The organism is Mycolicibacterium aromaticivorans JS19b1 = JCM 16368 (assembly GCF_000559085.1).
Classification (GTDB): Bacteria; Actinomycetota; Actinomycetes; order Mycobacteriales; family Mycobacteriaceae; genus Mycobacterium; species Mycobacterium aromaticivorans.
Genome location: NZ_JALN02000002.1, coordinates 392,834 through 414,179 on the forward strand (window position 1 = coordinate 392,834; position 21,346 = coordinate 414,179).

20 protein-coding genes and 1 pseudogene are annotated in these 21,346 nt (G+C 62.8%); 15 read left to right on the forward strand and 6 right to left on the reverse strand.

Features of this window, described 5'->3' with window-relative positions:
- The first annotated feature begins 17 nt into the window (after positions 1–17).
- From Y900_RS28165 to Y900_RS28175, 3 genes are all read left to right on the forward strand, one after another.
- Entirely contained in the window at positions 18–647 is a 630-nt protein-coding gene (locus tag Y900_RS28165; protein WP_109751291.1) for a 3-oxoacid CoA-transferase subunit B, read from the forward strand.
- Between the two features lie 74 nt (positions 648–721).
- Complete coding sequence (locus Y900_RS28170; protein WP_237752764.1) at positions 722–1,480, forward strand: FadR/GntR family transcriptional regulator; 759 nt, start codon at positions 722–724, stop codon at positions 1,478–1,480.
- Between the two features lie 316 nt (positions 1,481–1,796).
- On the forward strand, positions 1,797–1,991 hold the full coding sequence (locus tag Y900_RS28175) for a hypothetical protein (RefSeq protein ID WP_036348709.1): 195 nt from the start codon (positions 1,797–1,799) through the stop codon (positions 1,989–1,991).
- Positions 1,992–2,194: 203 nt separating this feature from the next.
- Here Y900_RS28175 and Y900_RS28180 read toward each other — a convergent pair whose 3' ends face one another.
- The 4 genes from Y900_RS28180 to Y900_RS28190 form a co-directional block, all read right to left on the reverse strand.
- Positions 2,195–2,698, reverse strand: a complete 504-nt coding sequence (locus Y900_RS28180) for a cupin domain-containing protein (protein ID WP_036348712.1) — start codon at positions 2,696–2,698, stop codon at positions 2,195–2,197.
- Between the two features lie 683 nt (positions 2,699–3,381).
- Positions 3,382–4,251 carry a transposase gene (locus Y900_RS28185; RefSeq protein WP_157838297.1) on the reverse strand — a complete coding sequence of 290 codons (870 nt, stop codon included), beginning with the start codon at positions 4,249–4,251 and terminating at the stop codon, positions 3,382–3,384.
- A gap of 196 nt (positions 4,252–4,447) precedes the next feature.
- Positions 4,448–4,612, reverse strand: a complete 165-nt coding sequence (locus Y900_RS32580; RefSeq protein ID WP_157838298.1) for a hypothetical protein — start codon at positions 4,610–4,612, stop codon at positions 4,448–4,450.
- A gap of 310 nt (positions 4,613–4,922) precedes the next feature.
- Positions 4,923–5,336, reverse strand: coding sequence for a hypothetical protein (locus tag Y900_RS28190; RefSeq protein WP_036348719.1), 414 nt, complete (start codon positions 5,334–5,336; stop codon positions 4,923–4,925).
- A gap of 988 nt (positions 5,337–6,324) precedes the next feature.
- Here Y900_RS28190 and Y900_RS33835 point away from each other — a divergent pair.
- From Y900_RS33835 to Y900_RS31950, 9 genes and pseudogenes are all read left to right on the forward strand, one after another.
- A complete protein-coding gene (locus tag Y900_RS33835; protein WP_420329853.1) occupies positions 6,325–6,672 on the forward strand; it encodes a group II intron maturase-specific domain-containing protein in 348 nt (115 codons plus the stop codon).
- A 465-nt stretch (positions 6,673–7,137) separates the two neighbouring features.
- Positions 7,138–7,647, forward strand: coding sequence for an aromatic-ring-hydroxylating dioxygenase subunit beta (locus Y900_RS28200; RefSeq protein ID WP_036349097.1), 510 nt, complete (start codon positions 7,138–7,140; stop codon positions 7,645–7,647).
- Positions 7,648–7,815: 168 nt separating this feature from the next.
- Positions 7,816–9,546, forward strand: a complete 1,731-nt coding sequence (locus tag Y900_RS28205) for an FAD-binding protein (RefSeq protein ID WP_272945586.1) — start codon at positions 7,816–7,818, stop codon at positions 9,544–9,546.
- Positions 9,543–9,827, forward strand: coding sequence for a 4Fe-4S dicluster domain-containing protein (locus tag Y900_RS28210; protein WP_051660539.1), 285 nt, complete (start codon positions 9,543–9,545; stop codon positions 9,825–9,827). The genes Y900_RS28205 and Y900_RS28210 overlap by 4 nt, the downstream gene beginning before the upstream one ends.
- 404 nt (positions 9,828–10,231) lie before the next feature.
- A complete protein-coding gene (locus tag Y900_RS28215) occupies positions 10,232–11,692 on the forward strand; it encodes an aldehyde dehydrogenase family protein (protein WP_036348722.1) in 1,461 nt (486 codons plus the stop codon).
- Between the two features lie 383 nt (positions 11,693–12,075).
- Positions 12,076–12,516 carry an MmpS family transport accessory protein gene (locus Y900_RS28220; RefSeq protein ID WP_051660540.1) on the forward strand — a complete coding sequence of 147 codons (441 nt, stop codon included), beginning with the start codon at positions 12,076–12,078 and terminating at the stop codon, positions 12,514–12,516.
- Positions 12,513–15,380, forward strand: a complete 2,868-nt coding sequence (locus Y900_RS28225) for an MMPL/RND family transporter (protein ID WP_051660541.1) — start codon at positions 12,513–12,515, stop codon at positions 15,378–15,380. The genes Y900_RS28220 and Y900_RS28225 overlap by 4 nt, the downstream gene beginning before the upstream one ends.
- 277 nt (positions 15,381–15,657) lie before the next feature.
- On the forward strand, positions 15,658–15,861 hold the full coding sequence (locus tag Y900_RS28230; RefSeq protein ID WP_036348725.1) for a hypothetical protein: 204 nt from the start codon (positions 15,658–15,660) through the stop codon (positions 15,859–15,861).
- A gap of 98 nt (positions 15,862–15,959) precedes the next feature.
- Positions 15,960–17,122, forward strand: a pseudogene (locus Y900_RS31950) (IS3 family transposase).
- 229 nt (positions 17,123–17,351) lie between these two features.
- Here the strand turns inward: Y900_RS31950 and Y900_RS30620 are convergent.
- Both Y900_RS30620 and Y900_RS33840 read right to left on the reverse strand, forming a co-directional pair.
- Positions 17,352–17,645: a transposase gene (locus Y900_RS30620; RefSeq protein WP_051660542.1), complete on the reverse strand. Its 294-nt coding sequence runs from the start codon at positions 17,643–17,645 to the stop codon at positions 17,352–17,354.
- A gap of 91 nt (positions 17,646–17,736) precedes the next feature.
- Positions 17,737–17,877 carry a hypothetical protein gene (locus Y900_RS33840; RefSeq protein ID WP_420329854.1) on the reverse strand — a complete coding sequence of 47 codons (141 nt, stop codon included), beginning with the start codon at positions 17,875–17,877 and terminating at the stop codon, positions 17,737–17,739.
- A 641-nt stretch (positions 17,878–18,518) separates the two neighbouring features.
- Here Y900_RS33840 and Y900_RS28250 point away from each other — a divergent pair.
- The 3 genes from Y900_RS28250 to Y900_RS28260 are packed head-to-tail and all read left to right on the forward strand — an operon-like array spanning position 18,519 to position 21,314.
- Positions 18,519–19,028 carry an aromatic-ring-hydroxylating dioxygenase subunit beta gene (locus Y900_RS28250; protein ID WP_036349097.1) on the forward strand — a complete coding sequence of 170 codons (510 nt, stop codon included), beginning with the start codon at positions 18,519–18,521 and terminating at the stop codon, positions 19,026–19,028.
- Positions 19,029–19,088: 60 nt separating this feature from the next.
- Positions 19,089–20,468 carry an aromatic ring-hydroxylating dioxygenase subunit alpha gene (locus Y900_RS28255; protein WP_036348731.1) on the forward strand — a complete coding sequence of 460 codons (1,380 nt, stop codon included), beginning with the start codon at positions 19,089–19,091 and terminating at the stop codon, positions 20,466–20,468.
- A 54-nt stretch (positions 20,469–20,522) separates the two neighbouring features.
- Entirely contained in the window at positions 20,523–21,314 is a 792-nt protein-coding gene (locus Y900_RS28260) for an SDR family NAD(P)-dependent oxidoreductase (RefSeq protein ID WP_036348733.1), read from the forward strand.
- Positions 21,315–21,346 lie beyond the last annotated feature (32 nt).

The following is a 21,346-nucleotide window of genomic DNA, read 5'->3' on the forward strand; positions in this document are numbered from 1 at the left end:
ACCTCGACCGCGGACCGCTGAACCGTTGTGAGATCGCCGAGATGGTCGCGCGCGACATCCCAGCCGGGTCGTATGTCAACCTCGGAATCGGTCAGCCCACGACGGTAGCCGACCATCTAGACCCCGCCGCAGAGGTTGTGCTTCATACCGAGAACGGGATGCTCGGCATGGGTTCGGCGGCCAGTGGAGACATGATCGACCCCGATCTCACCAACGCGGGCAAGATCCCGGTTACCGAAACCCCAGGGGCGTCTTACTTCCATCACGCCGACTCCTTCGCCATGATGCGGGGAGGTCACCTCGACATCTGCGTACTCGGAGCATTTCAAGTCAGCCAGCGGGGGGATCTCGCCAACTGGCATACCGGGGCCCCTGACGCTATCCCTGCCGTCGGCGGTGCCATGGATCTCGCTATCGGAGCCAAGTGCGTATTCGTGATGATGACGCTATTTACCAAGGACGGGACCGCCAAACTCGTCCCACAATGCACCTACCCACTGACCGGACTGCGCTGTGTCAGCCGAGTTTACACCGATCACGCCGTGTTTGACATCGATAGGACCGGTGGCGGCAAGTTGCGGGTTTTACAGACATTCGGCCTCAGCTTTGCCGAACTCCAGAAGCGGCTGCAGGTGGTGCTCTCATGACCGTTGCGGGGCCCGCAGCTGAGCGAGCTAGATGCATACAACATTGTACGATATAACGGTATTACTATTATTGAGTGGCGACCGGTAGAACAGACCCCGAGCTGGCGATTGGGGACATGTTCACGCGAGTGAACACGAGTCGCGTGTCGGGGGTGATCGTGGAGCAGATCCGCGGTTTGATCCGCGGCGGCAGGCTAAAGCCGGGCGACCGGCTGCCGTCGGAACGCGAGCTCGGGGAGCGTTTCGGCGTCAGTCGTGTCGGGTTGCGTGAAGCAATGCGCGTACTGGAGGGCAACGGCCTCATCACGATCAGAGTCGGTTCGCGCGGTGGCGCCTTCGTCACGGCTCCCACCAGCTCGCATATCGGAGAGGGTATTGTCGATTTGCTCACGCTGTCGGTTCTTCGTGCCGACGAGGTCACCGAGGCTCGACGGATCTTCGAAATGGGTTACGTGCCGCTCGTTTGTGAACGCGCCGACGAAGACGACATCTCGGATCTATTGGAGATCTGCGAACGCGCAGATGCTGCGGTGGCCGATGGGCATTACCCCGTCGCCCTGTCGGGTGAATTCCACGTGCGTGTGGCCAAAGCAACTCACAACGACGCCATCGAGATGCTTGCACGTTCCTTTCAAGGTCAAGTGGTCAGGTCGCTACAGCAAGCTCAAGACTATGATCCAGCGGTTGGCGTCATCGGCACGAAGGAGCACCGCAGATTCGTGAGCGCGGTGAGCAGTCGTGACGTTGAGACGGCCGAAGCGATTATGCGCCGGCACCTAGAGCGAACCGCGCGGCGCCTCCGTGCTCGCGAACCACGATCGTCGGGGTGCTGATAGACGCTCCATCAAGCGCTTGCCTAGGCCGGGCTAAACCGTAAAGGAGCGGGGGGTCAATTCGCATGTGCCGTGGACGTCGACCCGAGTCGGAACCGGTCGGACGTGATGCGGGCACGCCCCAGCGGATGACATCCGTATCCGTTCAGGTCGGCTCTCGCAGTGGCTAGCAATACCAAGTGAGGGCTGTGTGCGCCAGGGTGTCAGCCCCGATCGTGAGGCCCGGCATATTACGCGTCATAGCCGAGTGATTGGTGGTCATCGCGTGATTCGTCGAGAGACCCGTCAAAGTCATTGGAGCACAGGAATACACCCGATGACCACGGACGATATCGGCTGGCTGGCCGTTTCGGCCGACCGACTTACCATCATCCACCCCGACGCGGTGCGTGAGCTGCTAAGCATGTTCATCCATACCCCTGACGGGCGGAAGCCGAAGCGCTGCGTCGCGCCGGGTACACCAATGCTGTGCCGGTCGGACGACCTGCGCAACGGCTTCCGTAACCGCTAATTCGACGCCCCCACAGGATCATTGGACATGGCGATCGGGTGTCATGGTCCACGTCGAACGGTCAATAGTGACGCTGGAACCCTCGCGCGGGTCTCATGTCGTACCGGCGGCCGGCTCGGGCGCTGGGAACGTCCGCCGCCGGCAGGAACGCGGGGGACCAACCCGGTGACTTGATGATCGCCTGCTCGCGCGGTCCAGTGGCTTCAGCGGTCCGCGGAGCGAGTACCGCGCGACCCGAAAGCCTGGGCGAAGGTGATGTTGCCCAAAGTCTCGCGCTGTGTGGCGTCTAACGCAGCCAATAGCCTCGAGTTCTCGATGACGATCATCTCGACGTCGAGCCCGTCGTCGGCGTAGTGTCGATGCCAGACCCAGGGCGGCGTGTATACGAAGTCGCCTGTGTTCCATTGGACCCCTTGATCGCCGATTTCCGACCGGCCCGAGCCGTGTAGCACGAAGTGAACTGATTCATGCACATGTCTATGGAGATCACTGGCTTCGCCAGCGGGAATCTTCTGCAGGAAGAACTCGAAGGCTCGAGCAGGGATTCGCAGAAGCAACCCGATTTGGGATGGGCTTCCAGTCTGGACCCAGTGCGCCTCGGTGGAGCTGACAACCAGGTTCTCCTCGGTGACCTCCTGGCTGTCGCGACCTTCTGCTCGCGCCATGCTCCTGGCGAAATCGTCTAATTCGGCATTGGATAGGCCCATGGGCCCGACTCCTTACTTTTTATCGTCGTTCGGTGCCCTCTAAGCGACGACGCGGTTTTCGTCGATAAGTCATGCGGCCTCGGTCGTGGGTACGGCTATTACTGAGACGCGAAGGCGTTCAACGCTATTGCAGTCGCCTTCGTCGTTCTACCATACCTGATCAATTTGGCAAACGCGCGATGTCACAACGGGATTCAACATCGCATGTATACGCATCCCTACGCGGTTGTCGACGACGGTCCGAACATTTGGCGAGGGCGGTCGCGACTCCGTTCGACGTGGACGGTATGCAATAAGTAGGTTGGTACGACGACACAGCAGCGAGATTTCTTGGTTACGAGTGCCTGTTGTCCGGGAGACTTAGGATGGGCGAGGCCCACCGCGCTGATCGCGGCGCGCGGAAAGCTCGCTTTGATCGCGTCGTGCCCGTTCATTCGAGTCGCACCGCTCTAGCTTTCGCGCTGGGAGTCAAGGTTGACGTTGGGCGAAGTTGATCGGCCGGGCGGGATACTCGGCTTTTCACGCGATGAACAGTGCGTTTGTGTTGGTCGGTGGGCCGTCGTGTTCCGGCAGGCTGATTAGTCGCCGTGAGCGGCAGGCTTTCGTGTGCGCCGTGATGGCGGCCCAGGGCGAGCGGGCGGCAAGCTAGGTTGCGCCGTCGTGCGGCATAGCTATGAAAGCCGTCACCGTTCGCCGCTGAGCCTTCCTTGACGATGGCGCTGTTCATCGAAGGGTTGTTGGGTTCGGAGCAGTCGGTAGGCCAGGCGGCACGCGTGACGCGCGAGCGCGACGCGGGCCTGAATCGGGGCCATGCCGCGCGCCCGCAATTCAGCGTTGCGTTCGATGAACGCCGGTGAGCGTTGAGACAGGCCCCAAGCGATTCCCATCAACGCATCGCGGTGCTCGGCCAGTCCTTGTCGAGAGATTCGGCCACGTCGGTGCAACGTGGCTGACTGGTAGAGCGCTGGCGCCAATCCCGTTGCCGAGTAGAGATGTTCAGCGTCGGGGAACCGCTCGATCGGGAGACTGTGCGCGGCGAAGGCCGCCGCGCGGATCGAGGCGACACCGGGAAGCGTGGTCAAGACTTGGCCGTCGGTGTCGGTGAGCAATGCCGCGACTTCGAGGTCGATGGCATCGATGTCCCCCCGGAGACGGCGATACCGGTCGAGGTCGCGATGCAAGCGATGAGCACGTTGATCGGCATCGGCAGGAGGAGGTAGACAGCCGTGCCACCGCTGCAGCCAATAGTGGGCGGTGTTGGTCGTCAAACGCCCGGGCGCCCGGCACATCAGTGACCGCAATTGGGGTGGCCGTCCGGCAAACGCGGCAGCACAGGCCAGCACCACAAGACCGGTCGGCGTCTCCAGCGCCAGCGATCGGCCATGACCCGAGGGCGCTGACAGCCCAGGGCATAGGGCGTTGAGCTGGTCGTGCAGTCGCTGCTGTGCGACCTTGCGGTCGGCCACCAATCCACGACGATGCCGAACCGCGGCACGCAGCGCTTCCACCGCGGCCTGCTGGCCGTAGCGTCGACCACCGCCCTGGCGTGCCATGTAGGTCAAGGCCGCGCAGTCGCGGTCGTCGGTCTTGAACCGGCCCGAACCCAGTTGATACGAGCTGATTTCGTCTCCGACGGAGCGAAGAGTCGTACCGAACCAGGATGGCGACGTTCCAGCTCGGTGACCCAGGGTCGATGCAGACTGCCCGTCGCCTCGATCGCGATCACCGGCAAACATGGACCATGTTTGTTCAGCGCCACCTGCAGCTGGTGATGCCTTCCCGCGAAACCGGCAACGTCATCGGATCCATGAGCAGCCCCGACCCATTGCTGATCCACACCCGATTGAACGCCTTACCAGGGTCCACGGCGACGATCACCGTGGACGGATCAAGCGCAACCTCCAACACCGACATGAGCAGCCTCCTCCGAATCGGACCTCCCCTGAGGATCCGCCCAGCGACTACTCATGGCCTATCAGCTAGCCTGCGGTCGCACCCGCACGGAGGCGCACAGTTCGGTGGTGATCCGCGTCCGGTCCTTCCGCCCCGAATCGCGATGGCCGCGTAGCCGAACCGTGGCCAGCTGCGACGATCTCTTGAGGCTGAATGAGGTAGCTGCGACGACGATCGCGTCGAAGTGTGCGCGAGCTGGATGATCTCTATTTCGCAGTTGGCGCGAGGCAAAACGCGGGGCCTGCCCTGTTAGCTGTACTGACCACGGACGTTAGCGGACGGCGAAGGATCGCGGGGTCGCTTCGCCCCGGACCGCATGCTGACCGACGACATTGCGACGAAGGGATGTCGAAGGATACAACGTCATACGAGGAGTTCTGAGAACGACCATTCCATCGGAACCCACAGTCTCCCCCGATTCCAGTAGCGCGCTGGAGCAGCCCGACCTCAGCGGCGAGCTCGGCGAACCCGGAACGACCGGCGGCGTTGACGCCAGCCACCGAAGGTCGTCATCGATCACCCGCCCCGCGCTGCGCGGCCAGCCCAGTTCGGCCGCGCGCGCCGCCAGGTCATACTGACGACCGGTGGATTCCCGGTTGCGGCTGATCTGGGCCACGGTGGACTGCCGGATATAGACCACCGCGGCACGCCCCCGATGCGCAGTGGTGACCTTAGGCTCACCCATCGGCGGCCACCTCGATCCCGCTCGTCGTGGCCGCTTTGACGATCACATTGGCCAGCAACATGATCGCGGTCATGACTGCGTCGGCCGGCAATTGCTCGACCATCGGCTCCGGCGGCTGATCGGCTGTCGTTGGCGGGGAGCGGAGCTGGTATCAAACTGAGCTGGACAGGCTGCACGGGAGTCCCCTTGCACCGTGACATCCCTGCAGCCTGTCCCCGCAGGTCGGCGATCAGCTCGCACACATGCAGCAGATCTGCCACCGACCCCAACGTCGCAGCACCGCTATCCCCTCGCCAGAAACCGGCTCGGCATCGGTCCAGGCAGCCGGGATCAGCGATTTACTGCCGTCGCACATTTCCAGCAGCAACTCGATGACCTCATGTCGACGCATCGCGCCCAACCCCCGCAACAACCGGTCCCGCAGGGGATGACGCGACCGCGTAACCCACACCGACGGCGGAAGGTCCTCGAGGCGGGCAGTGAGACGAGACGCGTTTGATCGGGTCAACCATGACGTGCTCATGGCCCGCCTTGCGCGGAAGGTGAAAGACAAACGGTTGTCGAAGCTGATCCGCTGCTATGTGGGGGCGGGGATCATGGTTGACGGTGTCCGGCAGCCGGTAAGTGAGGGCACCCCCGGGGTCCCCGTTGTCGTCGGAGCTTCGAACATTATGCTCCAAGATTTCGATCAGGAGTTCCGGAGCCATGAGCATCGGTTTGTCCGGTATGCCAACGATATTCGGGTCTTCGTGAAATCAGAGCCGCAGCCGAGTAGGTGCTCGAACAGAGCACCATGCCGCTAGAGCAGCGAACCAGAGCAAGTCCTCGATCAATCCGACAACGACAGCTGTGGTGCTGGGATTTGGGTTCTTCTTCACCGCCTCCGGGGTCAAGATCCGGGTCGCGCCCGCGGCGAGGCAACGGGTCAAAGCCCCTGTGCGGGCATTGACCTCGCGGCGCTAGGGTGTTGTCCGTGCAGTACCGCATCATGCGGTTGAACCTATACATCCGGGGCTGGACGGGGTATTTCCGCTTGGCGGCGAACCCGCGTACGTTTCCCGATCTGGATGAATGGTTTCGCCGACGGATGCGCCAGATCCGATGGAAGGAATGGAAACTCGCCCGCTCCCGGGTCGCTCACCTGGGTGCCCTCGGGATCCGCGCTGACCTGGCCTGGCAATGGGGCATGAGTAGCCACGGCTACTGGCGGACCTCCCGCTTTCGTATCCTGTATCGGGCTCTTCCCACTCAATCCACTCAATACTGGGAAGACCTGGGCCTCGTCCTCTTTCACCAAGCCTGGACCAGATTCCAACGACCCAATGACCCGCCGTAAGCGAGGCCCGCACATCCAGTGGCCTGAAAGGCCGGGCGGGAAACCCGGCCCTCCTACTCGATTTGATCGGTGCCAGTCGGTACCGCTGCGGTCGTTGATCAGCGCCGGTTGGTGTCAGACTCTTTGCGCGGGTTGGGTACCGCAAGAAGATGGTTCGTCGCGAACGGTGAAACGCCCTGGAAATCCTGGAGGCAAACCCGGGACGCTTCACGGCCTACATGGGCGACCAATTGACGTATCGGCCTCTATATCAAGTTTGAGGACTAGGAGACCCGGCCTATCGACCGCGGCGTGACGACGGACACCTTTAGGCCTGGAGCCGAGCGTGCCGCGTTGTTCGCGTTCCACGGTAGACCGCCTTGACGGCGAGGTGAGATCTGGCTAACATTCTCTACAGCGGAGGACTTATCTGTTCAGCAGAACAGGCTGGTCAGTATTGACGGTTTGCCGGAGGAGTTCGATTTGATGAACGCGGTCGCGGTGGACCGGGATACCCGTGAGTCCGTCGAGGACTTCATGTTTCGGGAAGCGGAGTTGCTCGATGGAGGACAGTTCCGGGACTGGTTGGGCCTGCTTGACCCCGACATCCGGTATGTGGTTCCGGTGCGCACAACCCGGGAGGACTCCGCGGGTTGGGTGAGCGCGATCGCGCACTGGAACGACGATTACACGGGCTTGGAGATGCGGGTCCTGCGCAGCGAGACGGAGTTCTCATGGGCGGAGTCACCTCGATCCCGGACCCGCCACTTCGTGTCCAATATCCGCACCACTGCCGGACCTGGGGCTGATGAGTTGACCGTGCGGTCGAACCTGTTGTTCTTCCGCAGCCGCGGAGCTAGCGGACGGTGGGAGTTGCTGTCGGCTGAACGCGTCGACGTGCTGCGCCGGAGCGACGGGTCGCTGCGGCTCGCTCGGCGTGAGGTCTTGCTCGACCATTCGACGCTGCCTATCGACAACCTGTCGGTAGTCCTGTAGCCACGCTCTCTCGCCGTCGTCGTCCTTGAAAGCACTGCCTGTCCAGAAAGGGTCCGATCACATGACCACCGAAACAACCGAAACGGGATTAACCAGGATGATGGTGAACGCGTGATTGGGGTGCCGGGCGGTGACCTGGATCTGTCGGTTCAGGAGTGCGATGTCTTAGTGGTTGGTGGGGGGATTGGTGGAGTGCGGGCGGCATTGCGGGCGGCGGAGTTGGGGTCGTCGGTGATTCTGGTGGAGAAGGCGGTGGTTTCGCGGGCAGGACCGATGACTTATGTGCATAGCCAATACGCCCCTGATCACCGGGTGCAGGGTGAGGAGATGGTCGAGTGGATGCGCGAGTTCGTAGTGGGCAGCAACTATTTGGCCGATCAGGATTGGGTGGAGCAGTACATCGCCGAGGCGTACGACCGGGTTAATGAGCAGATCGAGTGGGGCGTTCCGTATTCCACTCAGAAAGATGGGGCGCTGAAATATGTGTCGGTCCGCGGCCACAATCTTGGCACGACGCTGGGCGTGGATGGGCGCGTGTGTATGGAGATCCTCAAGGAGAGGATGAAGGCGGCGGGGGTGCGTCTGTTCGAGCGGGTCGATGTGATCGACTTGCTGACCACCGACGGTCGTCGGCCGACCGCTGGTGCGGTGTGCGGCGCGGTGGGGGTCAATGTGGTCACCGGTGAGTATCACGTCTTCACTGCGGGCAGCGTCATCCTCAATACCGGCCCCTGGTATCCGAAGCTGCACTACGCGTTCGCCGACCATTGCAGCGGGGAGGGGCATGTGGCGGCGTGGCGGGTGGGCGCTGAGTTCGCTGGCATGGAGTTCGGCCAGTTCGCTGCCTGGAGTTATTTCAATCGGTCGTTCTTCACGCCGGGTCAAGCCAAGATCCAGGGGATCGGGGGCAGGTTCTGCAACGCGGCGGGCGAGTACTTCATGGACCGCTATGACCCGATCTGGGGGGATAAGGGGGGGCTGTTCACCATCGCGCGGGCGATCATGACCGAGATGGTGGAGGGCCGCGGTCCTTGCTATCTCGACTTGCGCCATGTCGCGCAATCTGATATCGATGTGCTCTACGAGGTGTCGCCGACGGTGCGGCGTGCCTTCACCGAGTTTGAGGTCGATCCCTCCACGGATCTGCTGGAGGTGACCCCGTTCATCGTGCTCGGCACGAGCAGCACCAGCGGTCCCACGATCGATCTGGACGGTGCCACCACCGTGCCCGGCTTGTACGCGGTGGGGTACGGCACGGCGTGCCCGCATTTGATGTCGGGGATTTCTGGCAGCGGGATCTCGAGTTTCTCCGCGGTTGCGGGGTACCGGGCGGGCACTGCAGCAGCCGCGCGGGGCGGGGGCACTGTAGCGCGCACCGTGTGGGAGGAGCAAGCGCGAGAGAGCTTCGAGGGGTATTTCGCGCCTATGCGGCGGCTGAGGCAGGTCCGGCCGGCCGACGTGTGGAAGGCCATCGGCGAGGCGACGGCGAATCCGGCGTTCGCACTGTTCAAGTCTGAGGCACGGATCGACGAGGCACTCACTGAGCTGTACCGGATCCGTGACCGGGTGTTGCGGTACGTCTTCGCGCCGGACTATCAGGAGCTTAAGAAGGCACACGAGGTTCGCGCCTATCTGACGTTGGCGATCATTACCTGCGAGGCGATGAAGCGGCGCACCGAGAGCCGTGGGGAGCTGTTTCGGATCGACTACCCGTACGCCGACAACGACGAGTGGCTCAAGTGGCTGCTCGTGCGCCGGGGCAGCGACGGTGAATTCGACCTGGAGTTCAGCGAGCGGGTCCTGCCGATTCAGTCGTGGCCGGTGCAGGCCCCACCGGGCCGCCATCCAAGTCCGTACACAGTGCCCGAAGGTTACCGCGAGGAGGTGGCAGTTCAGTGATCGAGAGTATCGACGAGACAACCTGCGACGGGTGCAACGTCTGCATCGACAGCTGTCCGACTGGGGTGATCCGGCTGGTGGAGGGTGATGAACCATGGGCCACCACCAAGTGGCGAGCCAAGATCATCTACCCCAACGACTGTCATTCCTGTCGGTTGTGCGCGATCGATTGCCATGTGGACGCGATCGTCGTCAGCCACGCACTGGTGATCCCCGAACCATTCCTCCCCAGCGTCGTGCCCTCAGCCACAGTCGCGACCCAGAACCAGGCGAACCCCTAGCGTCATGCCCGCCGTCGCGACGAGCCGGGGAGTGTTCAGTGTCTCCGGCGACCGGCGAGGTCCGGGCCTGGCCCGAACTGCCCGGGGAAGGGCAAGGCCATGGCCGCCCACGGCCACACCATCGTCACCGCCGTCCACGAACAAGGGGTATTTCTGGCCACGGCGGGCGCTCACCACCACCGAGGAGATTTTCGATGAAGTAGTCAAACGCAGGTCAGTGGTTGTGGATTGGCAGACGGCGATCGCGCGCCGCGCTGCTCATTTAGCGGTCGAGTCGTCGCGGGACGCGAACCTCCCGTGGCCATCCGACTGGGCAACCATATGACAGTCATCCCGACGTTCTCAGGGCCGATTTGAAGCCCAGGGGCGTCGGCCACCGTTACCTGCACGAAAGGTAGGACTTCATGATCAACGGAAAGCTCATCATCAACGGACGTGAGGAGGCGTCTGATCGGACGATTGAAGTCGCCAGTCCGGCGGACACACGAGTGGTGCTCGGGTCGGTCCCGGACGCGACGTCCGTGCAAGTCGACGCGGCGGTGGAGGCGGCCGCAACGGCGTTCCCGGAGTGGTCGTCGCGGCCGCTAGAGGAACGGCAAGGGGCTCTACTTGCAGCCGCAGGCGTGATCCACGACATGATCGAGGAGTACGTACCTCTCCTGAGCCGTGAGAACGGAAAGATCCTCGAAGAGTCGAAGATCGACCTCGAGTTCGCTTCAGGCATCTGTAGCTACACCGCCGGCATCTCTGCCGAGACGCTGGCGGACCAGGAGATCCGGGACACCGGCGGCAGGACCCTCATCCGGCGCCGTCCAATCGGGCCGGTCGCCGCTATCACGCCCTGGAACTTCCCGGTGGTCTTGTCGTTCATGAAACTAGCGCCGGCGCTCGTCGCCGGCAACACAGTCGTCCTGAAGCCGTCGGAGAACTCCCCCCTAGTACTCACCGAGATCATCCGGGCCCTCCAGCAGCACTTCCCACCGGGTGTGCTTAACATGGTCACCGGCGGCGACACGGTCGGAGAGACGTTGGTCTCCCACCCGCTAATCCGCAAGATCGGTTTCACCGGCGGCATCGACACTGGCCGCAAGGTCATGACTGCTGCGGCGCAAGACATCAAGCGGGTGACGCTCGAGCTTGGCGGAAACGACCCAGCAATCGTCCTCGACGACTTGGACCTCTCACCGGGAACTATGCGGCGGATCGCGAAGGGCGCGTTCGGTACCACCGGCCAGGTGTGCTTCGGGCTTAAAAGGATCTACGTGCCGACCCGGATCCACGACCGGTTCGTCGAAGCGTTTTGCTCCGCGGTGGACGAGATCGTCGTTGGACCCGGGGACGATCCACGATCCACGATGGGTCCGCTGAATAACGCCCAGCAGAAGGGCATGGTCGAGAAGATCGTCGAAGACGCACGGGCGAGCGGAGCGATTATCACCACCCTCGGTCAGCGGCTAGATACGGCGGCGTGGGAGCACGGCCACTTCATGATGCCCAGCGTGATTACTGAGGCTGATCCCCGGCTCGCGGTCGTCGAAGAGGAGCAGTTTGGGCCGGTGGTGCCTGTGCTGAGATATGACGAGCTCGACGAGGTGATCCGGCTCGTGAACCAATCGCAGTATGGGCTGGCCGCCTCGATCTGGACCTCGGACGAAGAGCGCGCCTTCCTGCTTGGCCGTCGGCTCGACACAGGCTCGGTGTTCGTCAACAGCCACACCTTCACCTCTCTTGATCCCCGCGCGCCGTTCGGTGGGGCGAAGCGGAGCGGATTGGGCCGCGAGTTCTCCCCGGACAGCTTGCACGCCTATACCGAACTGCAGACCATCAGCCGTCGAACTGGCCCGCCCGGGCCGCCGCTGTCCTGAGCCTGGCAGACGCCAGACTAGGTCTAAGCCGTGGTGCACACCCCTGCGGACACCGTAACTGCCTCGTGAGGCTGTATGCAGCGCACGGATCTGGCCGGCAAGCCATACATGGCGGATGGATCGCTGCGGCAGGGCTCTCGAGTGATGTGCCGTGGGTTCGGTGGCGTCGCGATACTTGGTTAAGGCGACGGTTTGCGCGGGTTGGTGTAGCAGTTCGAACTCTATCGGAGTCGACTACGGGGTACGTCAGCGACTGCGTTGGCGAGCTTCTCGATCAGGCCGTCGACCTGAGCTCGTCCTCCATGACATCTGAATTGACAGACCGTGATCGAGCAGTTTCGACGGTGGTCGCACGACGAATCGATTGCGGAAGGTTGGTCGGCGTGAGGGTTATTCCGGTGGGCCGCTTGCTGAAAAAGGTGTGGATCCCGTTAATTCTGGTCGCGGTGTTGGCGGTCTCCGGCCTGGTGGTTTCGCGTCTGCACAAGATGTTCGGGTCGCAGGACCTGAATGCCGGCGCCGGTTCCGGTATCGAGATCGTCCAGTTCAATCCCAAGGTCATGGTCTACGACGTCTTTGGCGCACCGGGGACCACCGCCCAGATCAGTTACTTCGACCCGGAAGCGAAAGTGCACACAGTCAATGTGCCGCTGCCCTGGTCGATCACCCTGTCAACGACGTTGCCCGCGGTCAGTGCCAGTCTCATGGCGCAGACCGACGGCGACCAGATTGGATGCCGCGTCACGGTGAACGGAACCGTCCGTGAAGAGCAATCAGCCGATGGGGTCAACGCCCAGACGTACTGCCTGGTGAAGTCCGCATGACCCACACCATTGCCGAGCCCGAATCCACCAGCAGGCCGAAGCGTCCCGTCGTCCCCCACCTGCTCCGCATCCTTGCGCTGCCGATCGTCCTGTTCTGGATCGCGATCGCCGTTCTGGTCAACGTCATCGCGCCTCAACTCGAGGTCGTCGGCGAGTTGCACTCGGCGCCGATGGCACCCGAGGACGCCCCGTCGATGCGGGCGATGAAGCTGATGGGCGCCAACTTCCAGGAGTTCAATTCCAACAGCACGATCATGGTCGTGGTGGAGGGTCAGAAGCCGCTGGGCCCGGACGCGCATCAGTACTACGACGCGATCATCCGCAAGCTGCAGCAAGATCCCGAGCACATCCAGCACATTCAGGATTTCTGGGGCGACACGCTGACCGCCGCCGGCGCCCAAAGTGCCGATGGCAAAGCCTCCTACGTGATGCTGAACCTCGCCGGTGAACAAGGCCAGACCCTGGCCAACGAAGGCGTGGACGCGGTCCGCAAGGTCATCGAGGAGACCCCGGCACCGCCCGGCGTGAAGGCCTACGTCGCCGGCCCCGCGGCGCTGACCGACGACCTGCACGTCATCGGCAACGCCAGCCTCGCGATGATCACCTTGATCACCCTCGTTGCGATCGCGGGCATGCTGCTGGTGGTCTACCGATCGATCCGGACCACGCTGATCCAGTTGTTCCTGACATTCCTGGGACTGCTGACCGCGCGTGGTGTGGTGTCAATTCTGGCCACCCACGGCGCCTTTGGACTGACGACGTTCGCCGGTAACATCCTGACGATGCTGGCGATCGCAGCGGCCACCGACTACGGCATCTTCATCTTCGGCCGATATCGCGAAGACCGCGGCATGGGCCTCGACCGAGACGACTCCTACTACGCCACCTTCAAGTCCGTCGCGCCCGTCATCGTGGGTTCCGGGCTGACGATCGCGGGCGCGACGTACTGCCTGTCCTTCGCGCGCCTGCCCTACTTCACCACCATGGGCGCCCCCGTCGCGATCGGCATGCTCGTGATCGTGGCGATCGCGGTCACGCTCGGCCCGGCGGTGCTCTACCTCGGCAGCCGCGTCGGACTGTATGAGTCCAAGCGGCCCCCACAGAGCAGATTCTGGCGGCGGGTCGGTACGGCCGTCGTACGTTGGCCCGCACCGATTTTCGTGGCGAGCCTATTCGTGGTGTTGCTCGGTCTCGTGGCGATCCCCGGGTACAAGCCGGCCTACAACGACCGCTACTACCTGCCCACGGACGCCCCGGTCAATCAGGGCTTCGCCGCTGCGGACCGGCACTTCACCCAGGCCAGGATGAATCCCGACATCCTCATGGTCGAGGCCGACCACGACATGCGCAATCCCGCCGACATGCTGGTGCTGAACAAGATCGCCAGCAATGTCATGCACACCGAGGGCATTGCGATGGTGCAGAGCATCACCCGGCCATTGGGTATCCCGATCCAGCACAGCTCGATTCCATTCCAGACGAGCGTGGCGGGTCAGACCACCAACATGAACCTGCCGTTCCAGCGGGATCAGCTGGACAACCAGCTCAAAACCGTTGACACGATGAATGTTTCGATCGATATCTTGGAGAAGCAGTACCAACTCTCCGTCAAGCAGACCCAGCTCACCCAGGACTCGGCGGCCCGGTCGCAGGATCTACTCGAGACCACCAAGGCGTTGCGCGACAACATCGCGAACTTCGACGACCAGTTCCGGCCCTTGCGAAACTATTTCTACTGGGAGCCGCACTGCTTCGACATCCCCCTGTGTAACGCGGCGCGGTCGCTGTTCGACTCCCTCGACGGGATCGATCAGGTGACCGACAAAACCGAAGGGGTGCAAGGCAATACCGATCAGCTGGCGGCACTCGCTCCGCAGCTGACGGCGCTGCTGCCCCAGACGATCGCGTCGATGAAGGCCAGCAGGGACCTGTCGCTGGCGTCGTACAACTCGCAGAAGGCCCTGCTCGACCAGATGCAAGCGACCAATGACACGGCGCTGGCGATGGGGGAAAGCTTCGACCAGGCCAAGAACGACGATCTGTTCTTCTTGCCGCCGGAGGCCTTCCAGAACCCCGACTTCGAGCGCGGCCTGAAGATGTTCCTCTCGCCGGACGGCAAGTCGACCCGCATGTTCATCACCCACGAGGGCGACCCGGCGACGGTCGACGGCATCGCTCGGGTCAACTCGGAGCGCAAGGCCGCCCAAGAGGCGCTGAAGATGTCCTCGCTGTCGAGCGCCAAGATTCATCTCGGCGGGGTCGCGGCGACGTACAAGGACATGTCCGACGGCGCACGCTACGACCTGCTGATCGCCGTGGTGTCGTCGCTGACGCTGATCTTCATGATCATGCTGATCCTGACGCGAAGCGCGGTCGCCGCGCTGGTGATCGTCGGTACGGCGGCGAGCTCGATCGCCGCGTCGTTCGGTATCTCGGTACTGCTGTGGCAGGACCTGTTCGGGATTCAGGTGCAGTGGCTGGTCATGCTGATGTCGGTCATCATCCTGTTGGCGGTCGGCTCGGACTACAACCTGCTGCTGGTCTCCCGTTTCAAGGATGAGATCCACGCCGGTTTGAAGACGGGCATCATCCGCTCGATGGCGGGCACCGGTGGTGTGGTGACGTCGGCCGGTCTGGTGTTCGCCGCGACGATGGCGGGGATGATGTTCAGCAAGCTGGTCGTGTTGGCCCAGATGGGTTCGACGATCGCGATCGGCCTGCTGATCGATACCTTCATCGTGCGGTCGCTGCTGATGCCGTCGATCGCGGTCATGCTGGGCCGGTGGTTCTGGTGGCCGCAGGTGGTCTATCCCCGGGGCGACAACCACTTCCCGAAACCGCAGTCAAAATCTCTTCACCTCTAGCGATGACCCGGCCACGGTGGCAGTACCGAGATAGGTGTAGAGCGTTACACACGGCGACGGCGTTTGGCGACATAGCCAGCACATGGCTCATGCGCTGCAACCGTGGTGCATCCCATGAGTTAGGTGTGGCCTAAAGCGCTTTGCGCCATCCATCCGCTGGAAGTGACCGCATCTGCCGGTCGAACGTGGGTGCGGCTCGTTAGGTTCTTGTGGGGAGTCTGACCTGCAGTCACACCTAGGCAGAAGTAGATCATTGCGGTCAGGGTTGGGGGGAGTAGTGCCGGTAGTCGCGGGCGTTGATGGGGATCTTGCTGTTGATGCCCTCGATGAGAGCATTGGAGATACCGAGTTCGATGGCGGCCAGGATGGGTTCGAAGAAGATCTCGAAGCGTTGCCCAGCGACACGAACACCGAGATTCGGGAACGTTTGGCGGCAGTGATACAGCCCTTGAGCAATCTGCTTGCGGCGCCGGGTGGCTGATTGAAGCGGTAGAGGTCACGGGCTTGTTGGGTCTGCTGCACGAATTGGTGACATCTGAGTTGGCTTGCCCGTGACGGGTGGGCTGGAAGGATGTCATTGTGCCCAGGCCTTACCCCCGTGAGTTCCGTGACGATGTCGTGCGGGTGGCTCGCAACCGCGATGACGGTGTGACGATCGAGCAGGTCGCCGCCGATTTCGGTGTGCACCCGATGACGCTGCACAAGTGGATGCGCCAAGCCGATATCGACGAGGGCACCAAGCCCGGCAAGAGCACCGGCGAGTCCGCGGAGCTGCGGGATGCACGCCGTCGAATCAAGCTGTTGGAGCAGGAAAACGAGGTCCTGCGCCGGGCGAGCGCGTATTTGTCGCAGGCCAATCTGCCGGGAAAAGGTTCTACCCGCTCGTGAACGAGCTCGCCGCCGACGGGGTTCCCGTCGCGGTGACGTGCCGGGTACTCAAGCTCGCCCGCCAGCCCTACTACCGCTGGCGGGCCAACTCGGTGACCGACGCCGAGGTCACCGAGGCCTACCGAGCCAACGCGTTGTTCGACGCCCATCGCGACGACCCGGAGTTCGGCTACCGCTACCTGGTCGAGGAAGCGTGCGCGGCCGGTGAACCGATGGCCGAGCGCACCGGGTGGCGGATCTGCTCAGAGCATCGCCTATGGAGTGCGTTCGGTAAGAAACGTGGCTAGAACGGCAAAGTGGGTCCGCCGGTGCATGACGATCTCGTCGAGCGCGACTTCACTGCCGAAGGGCCAAATCAGTTGTGGCTTAGCGACATCACCGAGCGTCCGACACGTGAAGGCAAGCTGTACCTCTGCGCGATCAAGGACGAATTCTCCAACCGCATCGTCGGGTACTGCATGGACTCGCGAATGAAGTCGCGGTTGGCGACTACCGCGCTGAGCAATGCGGTAGCACGCCGCGGCGAGGTGGCTGGCTGCATTCTGCACACCGATCGTGGATCTCAGTTCAGGTCAAGGAGTTTCGTTCATGCTTTGGGTCGCTACGAGATGGTCGGATCGATGGGCCGTGTTGGTGCGGCCGGCGACAACGCGGCCATGGAGAGCTTCTTCAGCCTGCTGCAGAAGAACGTACTGGACCGCCGCCGGTGGGACACCCGAGAGGAGTTGAGGATCGCCATCGTCACCTGGATCGAACGGACCTACCACCGCCGCCGACGCCAGACCGCCCTCGGGCGGTTGACCCCGATCGAATTCGAAGCAATCATGACCACACCGGCCAGTCAGGCCGCGTGACCGAAACTGTCACCTGATCGTGCAGCAGACCCGTTCTTTGAGAGTCCAGGCCCGTCCGATGCGTCGGTTGGTACGGGTGATCTGGTTGACCAATGCGTGTTTGTCATCGGTGGGTTTGTTCTCCCGGTGCGCAATGCTCAGCGTGTGGTCCACCTTTGCCCAGCGCTCATCGCCACTTTGTCCGGGCCTGCGGCGGCTTCGGCGAATACCGGTCGAGGGCGCGGTTGACCTATCGCGTGATGTGGAAGTCGTCGTAGCAGATGACCGCGTGCGGGACTGCTGCGGTCGTGACACCGGTGCAGGCGCGCGAGACGTCAATGCTGACGGTTTCGATAGCGGCCAGGGCTGAATCTGGCTGGCTGGCACGGAAGTTGGCAAGCGATTCTTCGCTGCGTCCGGGTTGGATGTCGACCACTGCGCCGGTGTCGTGGTCACCGATGATGGTCAGATACCGATGCGGGTGGCGATAGCAGATCTCATCGACACCGATGCGGTAGAGCGTCTGCAAGAGGCGTTGGTCCAACAGTTAGGCCCCACCGCGGTTGATGATCGCAGAGACGGTCTCCCAGGCGTAGCCCATCAACGTGGCCACGAGGTTCGGTCGGTGCGCTGAGCTAGCCACACCGCATGTCCTCGAAGTCACGGGTATGGCGGGCGCTGGGAAGAGCCGAAGGCAGCTCCTCGGTGACGATCCCGCAGTCCGAACAGTCCAGCTGGCGGATTTCGTAGACCAGCCACAGCCGCGCCCTGGCCAGATCGAGATGGCGCCAGCGCCGGCGGCGTCAGGTCATCGACCGCCGGTAGCCGTTTGCCGCATGGGCGACACAACAGGTGGGCCTTCGGGCGCAGCCGGACCTCAATATGACCGTCATCAATGACGACGTCGGTAACTGAACCGCCTGTAAGTCTGTACATGGCCGGCCCGGTGCTGGCTGACAGGTCGGTGCCGCCATATGAAGACTTACAGGCGGTTCAGCTGCTCACGAGCCTCAGGATCAATAACAGTCATCAGTGTCGACTCTCCGGCAGGACACCCCACCCCCCTACACAAACCATCTGACACCTCCGCGTGCGCGTCCCTCATTTCGCCGCCGAACCATCAATTCCTCATGCAGCACAACACCAACAGTCGCTGACCAGGACCAAAGCGCACCTAGAACCCTAGGAGCGCCACATGGGTTCGTGCTGGCTCTGTACGACGACCCTTATTTCATCGGGCGGGAGACCGGCCCCTTTGACCAAGTTCCCGAAGCGACTGCACCGCGTCCAGGGACTTGACCGAGATCTCTCTTGACCCGCAAGTGAGATCTGGCTAACATTCTCTACAGCGGAGGACTTATCTGTTCAGCAGAACAGGCTGGTCAGTATTGACGGTTTGCCGGAGGAGTTCGATTTGATGAACGCGGTCGCGGTGGACCGGGATACCCGTGAGTCCGTCGAGGACTTCATGTTTCGGGAAGCGGAGTTGCTCGATGGAGGACAGTTCCGGGACTGGTTGGGCCTGCTTGACCCCGACATCCGGTATGTGGTTCCGGTGCGCACCACCCGGGAGGACTCCGCGGGTTGGGTGAGCGCGATCGCGCACTGGAACGACGATTACACGGGCTTGGAGATGCGGGTCCTGCGCAGCGAGACGGAGTTCTCATGGGCGGAGTCACCTCGATCCCGGACCCGCCACTTCGTGTCCAATATCCGCACCACTGCCGGACCTGGGGCTGATGAGTTGACCGTGCGGTCGAACCTGTTGTTCTTCCGCAGCCGCGGAGCTAGCGGACGGTGGGAGTTGCTGTCGGCTGAACGCGTCGACGTGCTGCGCCGGAGCGACGGGTCGCTGCGGCTCGCTCGGCGTGAGGTCTTGCTCGACCATTCGACGCTGCCTATCGACAACCTGTCGGTAGTCCTGTAGCCACGCTCTCTCGCCGTCGTCGTCCTTGAAAGCACTGCCTGTCCAGAAAGGTCCGATCACATGACCACCGAAACAACCGAGACCACCGGAACCGCTGGCACGAGTGATCGCTACCTGCGGCGCGCGTTGCGCGACGTAGCGGACGGGCTCAAGGTCGGGCGACTACCCGCACGCGTCGTCAGCGATCCGACGCTCCATACGATTGAGATGGAGCGGATCTTCGGGCGCGCCTGGGTGTTCCTCGCGCACGAGTCGGAGTTGGCCAAGTCCGGCGACTTTGTGGTGCGTTATATCGGGGCCGATTCGGTGATCGTCTGCCGGGACGCCTCCGGCCAGATCCAAGCGCTGTCAAATTCTTGTCGACACCGTGGCGCTCTCGTGTGCCGTGCGGAGACGGGAAACACCGCCCACTTCCAGTGCCCTTACCACGGCTGGGTGTACAGCAATACCGGGGATCTCGTCGGTGTGCCAGCGATGAGGGAGGCCTATCCCGGCGGTTTCGATAAGACGCAGTGGGGATTGCGCCACATCCCCCATGTCGACTCGTATGCCGGATTCATCTTCGGTAGCGTCGATCCGAAGGCGCCGAACCTGACCGACTATCTCGGCGACACGACGTTTTACCTCGACCTCATTGCGAAGAAGACCGCGGGCGGTCTGGAGGTGATAGGGGCGCCGCATCGGTGGACTATGTCTGCGAACTGGAAGACGGCCGCCGACAATTTCGTCGGCGACTCCTACCACACCCTTTTCGCTCACCGCTCTATGGTGGAGCTGGGCATGGCTCCGGGTGACCCGAACTTCGCGAGCGCACCCGCGGAGATCTCGCTGCAGAACGGTCACGGCGTAGGTGTGCTCGGGTTTCCGCCCACGCTCGCCGATTTCCCAGAATACGAGGGATACCCCGACGAAGTCGTCGACCAGATGGCGGCGTCCTACCCGTCTTTGGCGCACAAGGACATGATGCGACGCTCAGCCTTCATTCACGGCACGGTGTTCCCAAATTTGTCCTTCATCAATGTGACCATCGCGCCTGACCACATGTCGCCCCCCACCCCGTTTATCACGTTCCGGTTGTGGCAGCCGCTATCTCATGACCGGATGGAGGTCCTTTCCTGGTTCCTGGTCGAACGCGATGCTCCGGAGTGGCTACGCGAGGCGTCGCAGGCCTCCTATGTCAACAACTTCGGTCCGGCCGGTGTTTTCGAACAGGACGACGCGGAGGCATGGAAGGCCATCACGGAATCTGTCCAGGGTCCGTTCGCCGGTGAAGGACTCCTGAACTACGAGATGGGCATGGACCTGACTCCACTTAATGACTGGCCAGGACCGGGCGAAGCCCTCCCGAGTGGGTACGCCGAGCAGAACCAGCGACGGTTCTGGGGGCGATGGCTGGACTACATGAGCCAACCTGCCCAGTTCCGCGGCGGTGCTCGATGACGATTCTGCCCAGGCTGCTCTCACGATGTACGCCGGTCCAACGATCGACCGCAGGTGAGTGATGCGGAGGCGGGAGACCGCCGAGTGGCAATAGTCACTGCCGCCGCGGCAGGGATCGGTAGAGCCATCGCCGCTCGGTGGTGTCGTGACGGCGGGAGCTGTGTCATGGCCGACACCGACGCCGGGCGCCTCGACGCAGCAGTTGCCGAACTGGCCGAGTCCGGCGCCGCGGTATGCGGCGTCGTAGGCGACGTGTGCCGCCGTGATGTCGCTGACGGCGTCGCCGAACGGGCGCTGACCGAGTTCGGGCAGCTCGACGCCCTTTTCAACGTCGTCGGCGGGAGCCTGGCCCGCAACGTCGAGGAGATCAGCGAGGAGCAGTGGCGCACTCAGCTCGACATGAACCTCGGCAGCGTCTTTCAGATGTCCAAACCCGCCATTCCCCTGCTTCGCCAGGGTGGCGGCGGATCGATTGTCAACGTTGCGTCGACGGCGGGGTTACTAGCCGAGAACAGGTGCTCCGCGTACAGCGCGAGCAAAGGTGGGGTCGTGCTACTCACGAAGAACATGGCCCTCGACTTCGCTCGTGACAACATCCGCGTCAACGCAATCGCTCCCGGAGGGACCCGCACGCCGAGGATCGAACGGTTCCTTACCGAGCACCCCGAACACTCCTCGATGATGGTCGACCTTTGCGCGATGCAGCGTTTCGGTTGGCCGGACGAGATCGCTGCGCCGGCTGTGTTTCTTGCCTCGCCCGAGGCGTCTTACATCACCGGTGCCGTCCTGCCGGTCGACGGAGGCATGACCGCCGGCGTGACTTTCCGGGCGTTCGAGGCGGGATGAGCATGATTCCCAAGCGCTGGCATCTTTGCCGG

Coding starts and splice junctions, on each gene's coding strand:
- Y900_RS28175 (WP_036348709.1), top strand. CDS start 1,797: ATGACCACGGACGATATCGGCTGGCTGGCCGTTTCGGCCGACCGACTT.
- Y900_RS28180 (WP_036348712.1), bottom strand. CDS start 2,698: ATGGGCCTATCCAATGCCGAATTAGACGATTTCGCCAGGAGCATGGCG.
- Y900_RS28185 (WP_157838297.1), bottom strand. CDS start 4,251: ATGGCACGCCAGGGCGGTGGTCGACGCTACGGCCAGCAGGCCGCGGTG.
- Y900_RS32580 (WP_157838298.1), bottom strand. CDS start 4,612: ATGTCGGTGTTGGAGGTTGCGCTTGATCCGTCCACGGTGATCGTCGCC.
- Y900_RS28190 (WP_036348719.1), bottom strand. CDS start 5,336: ATGGGTGAGCCTAAGGTCACCACTGCGCATCGGGGGCGTGCCGCGGTG.
- Y900_RS33835 (WP_420329853.1), top strand. CDS start 6,325: ATGCGGTTGAACCTATACATCCGGGGCTGGACGGGGTATTTCCGCTTG.
- Y900_RS28200 (WP_036349097.1), top strand. CDS start 7,138: ATGAACGCGGTCGCGGTGGACCGGGATACCCGTGAGTCCGTCGAGGAC.
- Y900_RS28215 (WP_036348722.1), top strand. CDS start 10,232: ATGATCAACGGAAAGCTCATCATCAACGGACGTGAGGAGGCGTCTGAT.
- Y900_RS28225 (WP_051660541.1), top strand. CDS start 12,513: ATGACCCACACCATTGCCGAGCCCGAATCCACCAGCAGGCCGAAGCGT.
- Y900_RS28250 (WP_036349097.1), top strand. CDS start 18,519: ATGAACGCGGTCGCGGTGGACCGGGATACCCGTGAGTCCGTCGAGGAC.
- Y900_RS28255 (WP_036348731.1), top strand. CDS start 19,089: ATGACCACCGAAACAACCGAGACCACCGGAACCGCTGGCACGAGTGAT.